Origin of the sequence: Streptosporangium sp. NPDC020072, assembly GCF_040631445.1 — a bacterium.
Taxonomy (GTDB): domain Bacteria; phylum Actinomycetota; class Actinomycetes; order Streptosporangiales; family Streptosporangiaceae; genus Streptosporangium.
The window spans coordinates 131,588-145,591 of the sequence record NZ_JBEYAB010000019.1 but is presented as its reverse complement, the minus strand read 5'-3'; the positions used below and the strand labels follow the sequence as shown (position 1 = coordinate 145,591).

Below are 14,004 nucleotides of genomic sequence, written 5' to 3'. Positions count from 1 at the left end.
TTGGAGGTGACGCCGTGACGACCTACGATGCGGTCATGAGCGACGCGCTCCCGCGCCCCGACAACTGCTCCATCGAGCGGGCGCTGACGATCGTGGGCGAGAAGTGGACGCTCCTGGTGCTCAGGGAGGCCTTTCTCGGGGTGCGCAGGTTCGCCGAGATGCAGGCCTTCACCGGGGCCCCGAAACAGATCCTCAGCGCCCGGCTGGCGCGCCTGGTCGAGGAGGGGCTGCTGCGCAAGGTCCCCTACCGCGAGCCCGGTCAGCGCAGACGCGACGAATATCGACTGACCCAGATGGGCCGCGACCTCTATCCGGCTCTGGTCGCCCTGATGCAGTGGGGCGACCGCTATCTCGCCGACCCCGAGGGGCCCCCGATGCTGCTCACCCACCGTGACTGCGGTGCCGCGATCGAACAGCACTTCCGCTGCGCGGACGGGCACGAGATCTCCGGCCCGAGGGACATCACGGCGTCGCCCGGTCCTGGAGCGTGCCGTACCCGTGGTCCAGTGCCCGCAGGCAACGCCTGAGGCCGAGCACGGAGACCAGCCCCGCCCCGCCGAGCAGCACGGCCACCAGCGAGGTCCGCACCACGAGATAGGTCTCCAGCGTCTGGGTGAGCAGCAGCCACACGCTGAGTGAGGCGTTGATGAGCTGCGCGCCGCCCCACAGCAGCGACTGCCACACGAAGAAGCGGCGCATCCGGGGGTGTTCGAGCAGGTGCTCGGGCAGCGGGACCAGGTCGGTCGCCACCCGCTGGACGAGCGGCCTGCGCGTCGGGGCGGTGAGCAGGAAGCCCAGGCTCGCGCAGAGCACTCCCAGGCAGGGCTGCAGGAAGAACAGCACCGGGCTGCCGGTGGCCGCGGCCAGCACCGCCCTGACCGTGATCGTCCCCGCCGCCAGCAGCACGGTCCCCGGCACCGGCTCACGCCTGACCAGCCGCCAGACGATGCCGCCGTAGACCCATGCCACCGCGACCGCGAGCGCGCCGTACAGACCGAAGAACATCAGGCCCGCGTAGAAGACGGCGACCGGCAGGATCATGCCCTCCAGCACCCTCGGGGCGGCGTGCCGCAGCAGCGCCCCGAGGCGGGGCAGTGCGACCGGAGCCGCGGGGGGCGACAGGACCAAGGTCATCGTGCGCGGGCTCCGGAGGGGGAGATGGAACGGTCCGAGGGGGGCGGATCCATCCGACCGTACGCGATGTCCGGAGTGTCCGACAGCCTTTCCCGGACATCCGGCACCGGCCGAAGGAGAGAGCGGTGAGTACGGTGCCTACCCTTGGGAACGTGTACCGGTTCCTTCTGACTCCCCGATGGCTGGCGCTCCACGTGGTGGTTCTGCTGGTCATCCCCGCCTTCGTGTTCCTTGGCCGATGGCAGTTCGGACGTTACGAGGAACGGTCGAGCAGCAGCCACCAGACCACCGCCAACATGTCCGCGGCCCCCGTCCCCCTCGAAGGCCTCGTGCCTCCCGGCGCCCCGATGCGGGCACACGACAGGTACCGTCCCGTGACGGTCACCGGCACGTTCGACGCGGGCGCCCAGTTGCTGGTCCGCAGACGCGTCCAGGACACCAGGGTCGGCTTCTACGTGCTCACCCCGCTGCGGACGGCCGACGGCGTCGGCGTCCTGGTCAACCGGGGCTGGGTCAAGGCGGGCGCGACGGCGGACGCGCCTCCCGAGGTCCCGCCGCCGAGCACCGGCGAGGTGACCGTCACCGGGCGGCTGCAGCCCAGCGAGACCGAGGAGACGACCGGCATCAGGAACCGGCCCGGCCTTCCCCCCGGCCAGGTCCTGCTGATCAACACCGAGTCGGTCGGGCGGGGCCTGCCGTACAAGCTGCTCGACGGGTACGTCGAGCTGACCGGCCAGCAGCCGCAGGCCCAGGCCGCGCCCGCCCCGGTGCCCGCGCCGGACGTCGGCGGAGGCGGCGGCCTCAACCTGGCGTACGGCGTGCAGTGGTGGCTGTTCATCGGCATCGCGATCGGCGGCTGGATCCTGTTGATCCGCCGGGAGGCCGCGGACCTGCGAGCCGAGGCGGCCAAGGGCGAGAAGGAGACGGTCGACGCCTAGAACGGTCGTCAGGGGAACAGCAGGTTCAGAAGGCCGCCGACGGCCGCGGCGACGCCCACGGCGACCACGGACGTCACGATCGACAGCAGGCAGCCGGTACCGCCCCGCATCCGTCCCCGCTCGGGTGGGGGCCGCCCGTACCGGTGCCACAGCGGGCGGGGTTCGAGCAGGAGGAAGGCGAACGCGCCGATCTGACCGACGCCGAACAGCCAGAACCACGCCCACCTGTTGCCCAGCCTGGGGGTCGAGCCGAGCATGATCATGAGGGTCGCCACCCAGGCGGCCCCGACCCACCACATCCCCAGCGTCGGGGGGATCTCGAAGGGCCAGGTGGCGTACCACCAGGAGGGTTGTCGAACGCTCTCCTGGACCAGCCTGGCCCCGGAGTCGCCGATGTCGGCGCCGAACCGGTCGAAGGTGTAGGCGCCCTTGCCGTCCGACACCGGTCCCTGGTCGATCCGGTGCCAGACCAGCGGCCCCTCGGCCCACCTCAGCGCGTACACCACCTCCGGCGAGTCCGACGAGTCAGGGGCCTCCGCCTCCGGGGGCGGCTGCTCCACCGAGGGCGGCTGCACCGCTGCGGGCGGCTGGTCCGTGGATACCGTCCCCGATTGAGACGCCCGGTAGACGACGACCGTGACCCTGTCCGCCTTCAGGGCCGCACGGAAGTCGGAAAGCGTCCTCCCCGTCGGCGCCGCGGCCGCCACCACGAGCAGGGCGCCGAACAACAGGACCAACAGCAACACGACCCTGACGACCGTCCCGGCGAGCCACCACCCCCAGCGCGCCTCACGCCATCGGGGCGATAAGTCCCCCACTTCAGAGGTCATGCTTCTTTACTACCTCATGACGTCCAGGCGCTGATCATCCCTATGCCGAAGAAGACGGCCACGGCGAGGGCGAACCCCTGCGTCCCGTTGAGCCTGACCCGCTCGGACGGCACCTCGGACGACCCACGCCACAGCGGGTACGGCTCAAGCAGCACGTAGAGCCACGACCCCCCGACCAGGAACATCCACGCCCACGCCCAGCGACCCGCGTAGCGGTTGTCCCGCCGGGTGAGCATCAGCAGCCAGGCGATCACCTCGGCGGCGACCGCGACCGGGGCGAACGGCTCCCACCAGCGGGCGTAGGCGGGCGAGCCCATGAACATCCCGGCCAGCCCGAACCGCTGGGGTCCCCGGGCCTGCCCGATCTCGACCGACGGGCCCGTCGCCTCCCCGACCCGGGCCAGGAAGGCCGTCTGGACCCGCCGGAGCTCGCTCGGCACCAGCCTCGTGGTCACCGGGTCCCACACGTCGTCCGGCGGGTCGAAGTAGGCCTCGTTCCACGAAAGAGGACCGTTCGACCAGGTCAGCGTGCCGTACGCGGGCCAGTCCCGGTCGTAGACGACCTTGGTCACCGTACCGGCCCGCAGGTCGGAGATGAGTTCCTCGGCCTCGCGCAACCGAGGGTCCTGGTTCAGGTGGACCACGATCGTGGACAGCGCCAGGACGAACAACAGGGCGATCCGCGCGCCGTACGGGATGCCCTTCGGGATCTGCATGTCCGCCCCCATCGCGAGATGTCCGCCGCCGGATAGATTAGGGGCTCCCTACAAGGGCACACGACCGCATTCCCATCGCGACACACACGAACGCGAGAAACCAGGACGCACCCCTCCGGACACCCTCCTGTGGGCCTTCCGCCGGTTACCGGACACACAGGGGTAGATGGGATGAGACACAGATACCAAGCGGATATCTCGCAGGTTGTTCAGTGTGACGTCAGCGACGTACGGTTTACCGCGTGACTACGCCGCTGCTGCCCGACCCCGAGCCACGGCGGCGGGACTATGTGATCATTTCCGCTGACGACCACCTCATCGAGCCACCCGACATGTTCCTCGACCGGCTCCCCGAGAAATACGCCGATCTCGCCCCCAAGGTGGTCGAGACCGACTCCGGGCACCAGGTCTGGCGGTACGGCGGCGCGACCTACCCGTGTGCGGGTCTCGACGTGGGCGCGGGGCTGCCCCGTGAGCAGTGGACGCTCGACCCGGTGCGTTTCGAGCACATGCGGCCCGGCTGCCACGACATCCACGCGCGGGTCGAGGACATGGACCGCGCGGGTGTCTGGGCGGCGCTGTGCTTTCCCGGCATGCTCGCCGGGCAGTCGGGGATGGTCTTCGCCAAGACCCGCGACCAGGAGCTCGGCCTCGCGATCACGCGGGCGTGGAACGACTGGCACGTGGACGTCTGGGCCGGCACCTACCCCGAGCGGATCATCGCCCTGCAACTGCCCTGGCTGACCGACCCCGAGGTCGCGGCCAAGGAGATCAGGGACAACGCGGCCAGGGGGTTCAAGGCCGTGCTCTTCCCCGAGTTCCCCACCCGGCTGCGGCTGCCGTCCATCCACACCGACCACTGGGACCCGTTCTTCCAGGCCTGCGAGGAGACCGGCACCGTCGTGTGCCTGCACACCGGCTCCGCCTCCTGGACCCCCGTCCCCTCGACCGACACACCGATCGAGGCGATCACCACGCTGATGCCCGCGAGCGCCATGTTCGCCTGCGCCGACTGGCTCTGGTCGGGCATCCCGCTGCGCTTCCCGGCACTGCGGATCCTCATCGTGGAGGGCGGGGTCGGCTGGCTGCCGATGCTCGCCGAACGTGCCGACTACGCGCTCGACCACCCGGTCGCCGGGGAGGCCGCCTGGGAGGGCGGGCTCAAGCCCAGCGAGGTCCTGCGGCGCAACTTCTTCTTCGGCACGCTCAACGACCACGCCCTGTCCGGGGTGCGCTTCGCGGTCGGCCTCGAACACGTGCTGCTGGAGAGCGGCTACCCGCACTCCGACTCCACCTGGCCCGACACCCAGCAGACCGTGGCGACGAACCTTGGCAACCTGCCCCCGGCCGACATCGCCAGGGTCGCCTACGGCAACGCCGCCCGCCTGTTCGGCCACCCGCTGCCGTCACGGGCCTGGCTCAGGATGGAACAGCTCTAACGCCCGTGCTCGGGAGGGAAGACGCTCGCCTGGATGTTCCTGCGCTCCCAGTCGAGATAGCGTCCGCTCTCGCCGAGCAGCGAGGCCGTGAGCCACAGCAGGACACCGAAGTCGTCGGCCACCCCGACGAGCGCCAGGAAGTCGGGGATGACGTCGATCGGCGAGAGGATGTAGACCACGCCCAGGCCGAGCATGGCCAGCCTGCTCTTGCTCATGCCGGGGTACCGGCCCCGCGTCACCGCGCCGACCATCCTCGGAACGGTGCGCAGTCTGGTGATGAGTCCCGGTGAACCCGGCTGGGACACCTGCTTGTAGACCCGCCATGCCTGTGCCGCACGCGCTGCCTTCGCCATGGGAACCCTCCTCGGGGGGCACGCTCGTCGACGGCCTTCTACCCCGTCGCCTCAAGATATAACGCGTACTCCTCGTGGACGGTTCCCGAGGAATCTAGGGTTATGTCCATCACGTGAAAGGTGAGACAGATGACGACTTTCTCCGGGGTTCACCACATCGCGCTGAACGTGCGCGACCTCGACGCCTCCGTGCGGTGGTACGGCGACGTCCTGGACTTCGCACCCCTGTTCCCCTGGAACAACGCGGGCTTCGAACGGCAGCTCATGCGGCACCCCAGCGGGGTCGTCATCGGGCTGACCAGGCACAAGCACGAGGACGGCGACGCGGAGTTCAACGAGCGCAGGACCGGCCTCGACCACCTGGCGTTCACCGTGGACACCCGGCAGGAGCTCGACGCCTGGGCCACCCGCCTCACCGAGGCCGGGGTCACCCACTCCGGCGTCCAGGACATCCCCGAGGCGGGCTTCGCCCTGCTCGCCTTCCGGGACCCCGACGGCATCCAGCTCGAAGTCTTCCTCAGCCAGAACCGAAGCCAGGGCTGACGCACGGGCGGCCGGGGAAAGGGATGACCGTGACCGAACACGCCCCCACCGCCGCCCTCGTCGACCGCTTCGTCACCGGCCTCGTCCCCATGGTCCCGCTGCTCGCGGTCTGGGCGCACGGCTCCCTGGCCGCGGGCGACTACCAGCCGGGCCGCAGCGACCTCGATCTCGTGGCGGTCCTCAGCCGCCCCTGCTCCCCCGAGGAGGAGTCCGGCCTCACCCTGATGCACGAACGCCTCGGCGCCGCCGTACCGCTCGCGGCGAAGCTGCACTGCGGCTACGTCGTCACGACCGAACTGGACGACCCCGCACGGCCCCACCTCGCCTGGGCGCACGAGGAGGTCACCCACCGGCCGATCACCCCGGTGACCAGACGCGAGCTCCACGAGTTCGGCCTGGTCCTGTACGGCCCGCCCCCCGCGACCCTCCTGCCGCCGGTGACCGACGAGGAGCTCGCCGGGTTCGTGGCCTGGGACCTGCGGGAGTTCTGGCGCCCGCTGCTCGACCGCCCCGACCTGTGGCTCCGTGACATCTGGGTGGACGCGGCCATGCTCACCCTGGCCCGGGCCACGGTGACCCTCAGGGAGGGGAGACTCGTCACCAAACACCGGGCGCTGGCCGTACTGAGGGAGATGGGCGCCCCCACACGGATCGTCGACGACATCGAACGGCGGCGCTACGCCCGGCCCGGCCCGGTCCAGGACGACGGATGGCCCACACTCAGGGCGGAGCTGACCGTCGCCTTCCTCGCCTCGGAGATCGACGCGGTCAGCGGGAGGTCGCGTGCCTGATCGCGGTGTGCTCGAAGGGGGCCGCGGCCTCGATCTGGGAGGCGACCCGGATCAGCAGGTCCTCCCGGCCCGCCGCCGCGACCAGCTGGACACCGACCGGCATCCCCCCCGAGGTCCGGTGAAGCGGCAGGGAGATCGCGGGCTGGCCGGTCGCGTTGACCGGCGAGCTGAACGCCACGGCCTGGTTCATCCGGCCCCGCGCCATGCTGACGTCGTCGGAGGCGAGCCAGCCGATGGGGAACGGCGCCGCCCCCAGGGACGGGGTGAGCAGCAGGTCGAAGGACTCCCACCAGGTGGCCATCCTGCGGCGGAACCCGTCGATCCAGTCGCGTGAGGCCACGTAGTCGACCGCGCTGAGCCCTCGCCCGGTCGCCCCGAGGATGCGGTTGCGCTCCTCAAGCTCGTCGAGATCGACGGGCCTGCCGCGCCAGCGCCCGAAGTCCTCAAGGTCGGCGGCCAGGTGGGCCGCGACGACCGTGCCGAAGTGCAGCGCGAAGTCCTTCTCCGTGAGCGCCTCGGGGCCGCCGGACTCGACGCCGTGGCCGAGCGACTCAAGGAGCCGGGCCGCGCCGAACACGGCGGCCGTCAGGTCGGGGTCGGTCTCACCGGGGCGCCCCGGGTGCTCGGTGAGGAAGCCGATCCGCAGCCGTCCGGGGTCGGCCCCGACCTCCTGAGCCAGGCTCCGGGGCCAGACGGGCGCGCCGTACGGGTCGCCCGGCATCGCCCCGGCGATCACGTCGAGGGTCGCCGCGCTGTCCCTGACCGTACGGCAGAGCATGCCCGGCGTGGAGAAGCCCGCCCAGGCCTCGCCGACGGCCGGCCCGTAGCTCACCCGCCCCCGGCTCGGCTTGAGGCCGACCAGCCCGCACAGGCTCGCCGGGATGCGGATCGACCCGCCGCCGTCGCTGCCCGCGGCCACCGGGACCATGCCCGAGGCGACCGCCGCGGCCGACCCGCCGCTCGACCCGCCGGGGCTGTAGCGGACGTCATGGGGGTTACGCGTCGGCCCGAAGGCCCTGGGCTCCGTGGTGATCGCGGTGCCGAACTCGGGGGTGTTCGTCCGGCCGAGGACCACGAACCCCGCCGCGCGCAGCTTGGCCGGCGCGTAGCCGTCCCGTGCCACCTCGACGCCGTCGAGCACCCGGGAGCCCGCCCGGTACGGCTCACCCGCCATGCTCCAGCCCAGGTCCTTCAGCAGGGTCGGCACCCCCAGGAAGGGGGCGTCCCCGGTGAGCCTGTCGGCCTCCGCGAGCGCCCGCTCGAACCTGCGGTGGACGACCGCGTTGATCTCCCCGTCGTGCGTCTCGATCCTCGCGATCGCCGCCTCGGCGAGCTCTCTCGGCGAGACGTCACCGGCGCGCACCGCCTCCGCCTGGCCGACCGCGTCGAGGTCGAACAGCTCGTCCAACGCCTCACTCCTTGCCGAACGCACCCCTTCGAAAGGCTCTCGGGGCCTTTCGAGGCCGTGGCCACATCCTTCCCGATCCAGGGGGGAAACGTGGTTCCGTGGGTGGATCTTCGCAAGGGTTTCATTACCCTACCGTGACACTCTGTTAAATGTTAGAACGTTTATGTGACGAAAAACCGGCGCGGAAAACGACGACACGCACTTCTGGGTACGGCGGTGCTGGCGACCTGTGTGGCCGCCCCGGTGACGGGGGGAGCCGTCGCGGCGTTCGCCGGTGTCCAGGACTCTCCCGGCCAATGTCTGACGGCCACCCGGAACGGGACGCCCGAGTGCGCCCCGCCGTACGACGCGGGCCAGGACACCACCCCCGAGGCCTCCCCGCCTCAAACCGAGGGGACGCCCCAGACTCATCAGGCATCCCGGACCGGGCCCCCGGCCACGTCGGTCACGGCGCAGGCCCGGGTGAAGCCCGAAGCCGACCTTCCCGACAGGCCCGGCCCCGCGGGCGGGAGTGACGCCTCTGCCGACACTCCGGCCGAGGCTCCGCCCAAGGCCTCCCCGGAGGTCCCGGCCAAAGCCCAAGAGGCCCCGGCCAAAACCCAAGGTGGAGCCCAGAGCGAGGCCCAGGACGGGGCTCAGGACGAGGCTCAAGACGGGGCTCAGGACGAAGCCCAGGATGGGGCCCAGGATGGGGCCCAGGATGGAACCCAAGGCACGGGCCAGGGCGAGGCCGCCGACGAGGAGGCCGGGTCCGGGGTCAGGGTCGGGCCGCCGTCCTGCGGGCACGGCCTGCTGGGGCCGCTGCTCGGCCTGGTCCCGCACTGCGAGCCGCTCGCCAAGGCCGTGAGACCCGTCATCTGCCTGCCCATCGTCTCGCTGCTGCTCGGTGGGGAGTCCTGTCACGCTCCCCACCCCACCCCGACGGTCGAGCCCCCGGCCCCCACGCCGACTCCGCCGCCCGCACCGACCCCCACCCCGACGTCCCCGCCCCCGGCTCCTCCGCCCACCCCCACGCCCACCCCGACACCCCCGCCCACGCAGACCCCGGCTCCGACGCCTCCCCAGACGCCCGAGCCGCCTGCCCCCACCCCGACCCCGCCCACGACCCCGGAGCCACCCGCTCCGACGCCGCCCACCACCCCGGAGCCACCCGCGCCACCGCCGCCGCCGAGACCCGTCCAGGTCTCGCCCGTCGCCGTCGTCCCGGCACCGCCGACACCCACCCCGACTCCGCCGACGCCGCCTCCCACGGTGTCGCCGAGCCCGGAGAGTTCGGTCCTCGGGATGCGACGGCAGCGCATCCAGGACCGCTTCGCCGAACGGCGCCAGGGAACCGACCGCAGGCTGGTCATCCTGGTGCTCTTCACCGGCGTCATCTCGGTCACCGCGGTCGCCCTGCTCAAGCGCAGGCCGCGCAGATAAACGCGTGAGGCCCGGTTGGCGATCGGTCGCCAACCGGGCCTCCTACGTGTGACCCGTTCAGCCCTCGGGCAGCTTCGCGGGGAACTGGGCGTCGATCTGGTCGTACTGCTGCTGCACGGCAACGAAGTCGTCGGGCCCGACCGAGCCCAGGCCGTTGAACGGGCGACCGGTCAGCATGATGAAGCCGACCCCGACGACGACCACGGTCACCCTGACCAGGTCGCCGACCACCGAGGCGCCCGTCGGCCGGTTCCCGACCGTCCAGGGAAGCACGACGACCAGCAGCCCGGAGATGAGCATGGAGATCACGAAGATGCTCTCAAGACCGGTGTTGGCGTCGTCGGCCCGTACGGCGCGGGAGTGGAAGACGTCGGAGATGTGGCTGAGGGCGTCCTGCTGGAGGGTCTTGCCCGCGTCGTCGGCCGGCTTGAGTCTGAGCACCTCGGCACGCATGTTCTCAAGCAGCTTCGTGGGGACCGGGGACATCTCACCGTGGGCCATGAGCGGCCAGTCGAGGGAGACGCTCTTGGCGGAGTAGTCCCTGATCTGGGCCCGGATGGGCCCCGCCTCGGGGATGGGCGCGACCGACCAGTACAGCTCGCTGAGGGCCTCCGTCTCCGCCTGGACGTCGGTCTGCGAGGTGGAGATGGCGTCCCGGCACAGCACGACGGCGTAGGCCAGGACCAGCAGGTAGATGGCGAGGGCGAGGTTGGCCGCGAAGTCGATCGACGCCGAGCCGTTGTCCTCCCCCTCGTGCCCCCTCCTCCTGAGGACGAGAAGCGCGATCAGCGTGATCGCGACGGCGACTACCACCAGCACGCTTATCCAGCCCATGGGACTCCCTCGGATCAACCATGAATGTAACTACTTAGGGTAATCTTTTCATTACACAGATGCCTACGGTTCCGCCACAGTTCACTCACGAAATCGGCGATCCCGGATGACCCGGTACTGCGGGCACACTTTCCCCGTCCGTTTCGGCGATCTTCTCTCCCCGAGGCCGTACGGCACACCCTGCGGAAACCGGCTACTTTGTCGCGTTTGTTGGCGTAAGGCCTGTTCAGCGGGGGGCACGGTGATCGCCAGCACGGGGCAAATTTCGCGATGTTCGGGGGTCACCACCGGTTCGGCGTGGGATTGATCCTTCTTGTGGAAGGGCTTCCGCGACAAGGGATAGAAAATGGGGAAACGTCCCTGTAGACGGAGAGCGGCCCGGCTTACGGCGGGAGCACTTCTGGCTCTGCAGATATCGTTCATCGCCCTGGCCTCGGACGGAAACGCCGAGACCGGGGCCGCCAGTTCGCCGGTCGCCGTCATGATCGCGGACTCGTCCGACGCGTCCGCACGGGTGCCGAGCACCGGCCGCTACGACATCAACGCCCTGGAGGCCGCCAGGCGCTACACCCGTGACCTGTACCTGAAGGCCGTAGCCCTGCGCGAGCCCGCCGACCTCGGCACGGGACTGTGGGAACGGGAAGGGCTGAGTGAGGCCCGGCAGCCCGAGGCCAAGGCCCCGGTCAGAAAGGGCCAGGCGCGGACCAGCGCCCAGACGGCCCACCGCCTGCCCTCGGTACGGCTCGCCCACACGCAGGCCGCCCAGTTGCTGAAGCGGGCCGGTCTCGGCCGGAAGTCCTCAGGCCGGTGCGCCAGCCGAGACAACGGGCGGTGCACCTCACTTGAGGCCGTCAGGACGGACACGGTGAACAGGGTGATCGGCCTGAAGCGCGAGAGCGGGTGCCCCATCGTGATCACCGGAGGCACCGAGGTCGGCCATGCCCCCGGCCTGTACAGCCACTACGAGGGCTACAAGCTGGACATCAAGCCCAACCGGTGCGTCAGCCGCTACATCAAGAGCAAGTATCCCTACCAGCGGGTCAGGGGTGACGGCGCCCCGCTCTACGGGGACTCACAGACCGTCTACGCCAGGGAGTCCGACCACTGGGACATCCTCTTCCGCTGACGCCCGGGAACGCCGCTGTCACCCGGGAAACCGGATGCCCGGGAAACCACGCCGGGCGGGCCGTCCATGAGACGACCCGCCCGGCGACGACGACGTGCTAGAAGAGCTCGGCCACGACCAGCTCGGCGATCTCCGCCGCGTTCAGGGCGGCGCCCTTACGGAGGTTGTCGCCGCAGACGAACAGGTCGAGGGTGTTGGGGAAGTCGAGCGCCTGGCGAACCCGGCCCACGTAGGTGGGGTCGGTGCCGACGACGTCGGCCGGGGTCGGGAAGACTCCGTTGGCCGGGTCGTCCATGACGACCACCGTCGGCGCCGCCTCCAGGATGCGGTGCGCGTCGGCGACGGTGATCTCCCGCTCGAAGGTCGCGTGCACGGCCAGCGAGTGGGTCGTGATCACCGGGACACGGACGCAGGTCGCGGAGACCTTCAGGTCGTCGATGCCGAGGATCTTCCTGGACTCGTTGCGGAGCTTGATCTCCTCCGAGGCCCAGCCGCCGTCCTTGAGCGAACCCGCCCACGGCACGACGTTGAACGCGATCGGCGCGGGGAAGGGAGACTCGCCGTCACCGAGCTTGTTCTGCAGGGCCTTGCGCACGTCACCGGCGCTCTGGCCGACCGTCCGGTCGCCGGCGAGCGCCTCGACCTCGTCGTAGAGGCGTCCCGAACCGGCGACACCCGCGCCGGAGACCGCCTGGTAGGAGGAGACGACCAGCTCGCGCAGGCCGTACTCGGTGTGCAGGGCGCCCATCGCGGCCATCATCGACAGCGTGGTGCAGTTGGGGGTCGAGATGATGCCCAGCGGGCGGTTGCGCGCCGCCTGCGGGTTGACCTCGGGCACCACCAGCGGCACCTCGGGGTTCATCCGGAAGGTGCCGGACTTGTCGATGGCGACCGCGCCGCGCTCGGCGGCGATCGGCACCCATACGGCGGAGACCTCGTCGGGCACGTCGAAGATCGCGATGTCGACGCCGTCGAAGACCTCGGCGGTCAGCTCCTGGACGACCAGGTCCTCACCGCGGACCCGCAGGACCTTGCCCGCGGACCGGGCGGACGCGACGAGCTTGATCTCGCCGTAGATGTCCTCCCGGTTGGAGATGATGTCGCGCATGACGGTGCCGACGGCACCGGTCGCGCCGATCAGAGCGAGGGTGGGCTTGCGGCTCATCGGCCGGTACCTCCGTAGATCACAGCTTCAACCTGGTCGGCGTCGAGATTGAACGCGCGGTGGGCGGCGCTGACCGCCGAGTCCACCTCGTCCTGCCCGACGATCACCGAGATGCGGATCTCCGAGGTGGAGATCATCTCGATGTTCACCCCCGCGTCGGCGAGGGCGGCGAAGAACGTCGCGGTGACGCCGGGGTGCGAGCGCATGCCCGCGCCGATCAGCGACACCTTGCCGATCTGGTCGTCGAACAGCAGCGACTCGAAGCCGATGTTCTGCTGGATCTTCTTCAGTGCGGTCAGCGCCGTCGAGCCGTCGCTCGCGGGCAGCGTGAAGGAGATGTCCGTCCGACCGGTCGCCGCCGCCGACACGTTCTGCACGATCATGTCGATGTTGACTTCGGCGTCGGCCAGCGTTTTGAAGATCGTGGCAGCCTCGCCGACCTTGTCGGGCACCCCGACAACGGTGATCTTGGCCTCGCTCCGGTCGTGCGCGACGCCGGAGATGATCGGCTGCTCCATCTGTGTTCCTTCACTGTCGGGGTCGGAGATGACCCACGTGCCTTCCTTGGTGCTGAACGAGCTTCTTACGTGAATCGGCAGGTTGAAGCGGCGGGCGTACTCGACGCAGCGCAGGTGCAGGATCTTCGCGCCGCAGGCCGCCATCTCCATCATCTCCTCGTAGGAGACCTTGGGGATCTTGCGGGCGACCGGGACGATGCGCGGGTCCGCGGTGAAGACCCCGTCCACGTCGGTGTAGATCTCGCACACGTCGGCTTCGAGGGCGGCGGCGAGCGCCACGGCCGTCGTGTCGGAACCGCCCCTGCCGAGGGTGGTGATGTCCTTGGTGTCCTGGGAGACCCCCTGGAACCCGGCCACGATCGCCACCTGACCGGCGCCGATCGCCTCGCTGATGCGGCCCGGCGTCACGTCGATGATGCGGGCTCGGCCGTGCGAGGAGTCGGTGATCACCCCGGCCTGGGAGCCGGTGAACGAGCGGGCCTCCTGGCCCAGGTTCGCGATCGCCATCGCCAGCAGCGCCATCGAGATGCGCTCACCCGAGGTGAGGAGCATGTCGAGTTCGCGCACCGGCGGCAGCGGCGAGACCTGCTGGGCGAGGTCGAGCAGCTCGTCGGTGGTGTCGCCCATCGCCGAGACGATCACCACGACGTCGTTGCCGGCTTTTTTCGTCGCGACGATCCGCTGGGCGACCCGCTTGATGCAGGACGCGTCGGCGACGGACGAACCACCGTACTTCTGAACAACGAGCGCCACGAGATGTCTCCGAAGCAATCTAGGGCTGTGGAGC

Annotated in this window: 15 protein-coding genes; 7 read left to right on the top strand and 8 right to left on the bottom strand. The window is 70.3% G+C overall.

Annotated features, from left to right (window positions below; translation table 11 throughout):
* The first annotated feature begins 14 nt into the window (after window positions 1–14).
* Complete coding sequence (locus ABZ470_RS36680; RefSeq protein ID WP_362917263.1) at window positions 15–527, top strand: helix-turn-helix domain-containing protein; 513 nt, start codon at window positions 15–17, stop codon at window positions 525–527.
* Here the strand turns inward: ABZ470_RS36680 and ABZ470_RS36675 are convergent.
* The gene (locus ABZ470_RS36675) at window positions 463–1,134 is read right to left on the bottom strand and encodes a VC0807 family protein (protein ID WP_362917261.1); all 672 of its coding nucleotides are present in this window, start codon (window positions 1,132–1,134) and stop codon (window positions 463–465) included. The two genes, ABZ470_RS36680 and ABZ470_RS36675, sit on opposite strands and share 65 nt — an antisense overlap.
* 125 nt (window positions 1,135–1,259) lie before the next feature.
* On the opposite strand from ABZ470_RS36675, the gene ABZ470_RS36670 reads away from it, so the two are divergent.
* The gene (locus ABZ470_RS36670; protein ID WP_362917259.1) at window positions 1,260–2,072 is read left to right on the top strand and encodes an SURF1 family protein; all 813 of its coding nucleotides are present in this window, start codon (window positions 1,260–1,262) and stop codon (window positions 2,070–2,072) included.
* 8 nt (window positions 2,073–2,080) lie between these two features.
* Here ABZ470_RS36670 and ABZ470_RS36665 read toward each other — a convergent pair whose 3' ends face one another.
* Window positions 2,081–2,902, bottom strand: a complete 822-nt coding sequence (locus ABZ470_RS36665; protein ID WP_362917257.1) for a hypothetical protein — start codon at window positions 2,900–2,902, stop codon at window positions 2,081–2,083.
* 14 nt (window positions 2,903–2,916) lie between these two features.
* Complete coding sequence (locus ABZ470_RS36660; RefSeq protein ID WP_362917254.1) at window positions 2,917–3,618, bottom strand: hypothetical protein; 702 nt, start codon at window positions 3,616–3,618, stop codon at window positions 2,917–2,919.
* A gap of 242 nt (window positions 3,619–3,860) precedes the next feature.
* Here ABZ470_RS36660 and ABZ470_RS36655 point away from each other — a divergent pair, with 242 nt between their 5' ends.
* Window positions 3,861–5,057, top strand: coding sequence for an amidohydrolase family protein (locus tag ABZ470_RS36655; protein ID WP_352013704.1), 1,197 nt, complete (start codon window positions 3,861–3,863; stop codon window positions 5,055–5,057).
* Here ABZ470_RS36655 and ABZ470_RS36650 read toward each other — a convergent pair.
* Window positions 5,054–5,410, bottom strand: coding sequence for a YkvA family protein (locus ABZ470_RS36650; RefSeq protein WP_352013703.1), 357 nt, complete (start codon window positions 5,408–5,410; stop codon window positions 5,054–5,056). The two genes, ABZ470_RS36655 and ABZ470_RS36650, sit on opposite strands and share 4 nt — an antisense overlap.
* 129 nt (window positions 5,411–5,539) lie before the next feature.
* Here ABZ470_RS36650 and ABZ470_RS36645 point away from each other — a divergent pair, with 129 nt between their 5' ends.
* Both ABZ470_RS36645 and ABZ470_RS36640 read left to right on the top strand, forming a co-directional pair.
* A complete protein-coding gene (locus ABZ470_RS36645) occupies window positions 5,540–5,953 on the top strand; it encodes a VOC family protein (RefSeq protein WP_352013702.1) in 414 nt (137 codons plus the stop codon).
* Between the two features lie 23 nt (window positions 5,954–5,976).
* Window positions 5,977–6,744 carry a nucleotidyltransferase gene (locus tag ABZ470_RS36640; protein ID WP_362917252.1) on the top strand — a complete coding sequence of 256 codons (768 nt, stop codon included), beginning with the start codon at window positions 5,977–5,979 and terminating at the stop codon, window positions 6,742–6,744.
* Here the strand turns inward: ABZ470_RS36640 and ABZ470_RS36635 are convergent.
* Window positions 6,722–8,152, bottom strand: coding sequence for an amidase (locus ABZ470_RS36635; RefSeq protein WP_362917250.1), 1,431 nt, complete (start codon window positions 8,150–8,152; stop codon window positions 6,722–6,724). The genes ABZ470_RS36640 and ABZ470_RS36635 overlap by 23 nt on opposite strands.
* 216 nt (window positions 8,153–8,368) lie before the next feature.
* Here ABZ470_RS36635 and ABZ470_RS36630 point away from each other — a divergent pair, with 216 nt between their 5' ends.
* Entirely contained in the window at window positions 8,369–9,574 is a 1,206-nt protein-coding gene (locus ABZ470_RS36630; RefSeq protein ID WP_362917247.1) for a hypothetical protein, read from the top strand.
* 57 nt (window positions 9,575–9,631) lie between these two features.
* Here the strand turns inward: ABZ470_RS36630 and ABZ470_RS36625 are convergent, their stop codons facing one another.
* On the bottom strand, window positions 9,632–10,408 hold the full coding sequence (locus tag ABZ470_RS36625) for a hypothetical protein (RefSeq protein WP_362782069.1): 777 nt from the start codon (window positions 10,406–10,408) through the stop codon (window positions 9,632–9,634).
* A 481-nt stretch (window positions 10,409–10,889) separates the two neighbouring features.
* Between ABZ470_RS36625 and ABZ470_RS36620 the strand changes: the two genes are divergently transcribed.
* The gene (locus tag ABZ470_RS36620) at window positions 10,890–11,534 is read left to right on the top strand and encodes a hypothetical protein (protein WP_362917245.1); all 645 of its coding nucleotides are present in this window, start codon (window positions 10,890–10,892) and stop codon (window positions 11,532–11,534) included.
* Between the two features lie 97 nt (window positions 11,535–11,631).
* Here the strand turns inward: ABZ470_RS36620 and ABZ470_RS36615 are convergent, their stop codons facing one another.
* A complete protein-coding gene (locus tag ABZ470_RS36615) occupies window positions 11,632–12,699 on the bottom strand; it encodes an aspartate-semialdehyde dehydrogenase (protein ID WP_352013696.1) in 1,068 nt (355 codons plus the stop codon).
* Window positions 12,696–13,970, bottom strand: a complete 1,275-nt coding sequence (locus tag ABZ470_RS36610; protein WP_352013695.1) for an aspartate kinase — start codon at window positions 13,968–13,970, stop codon at window positions 12,696–12,698. Before ABZ470_RS36610 ends, ABZ470_RS36615 begins: the two co-directional genes overlap by 4 nt.
* Window positions 13,971–14,004: the final 34 nt, after the last annotated feature.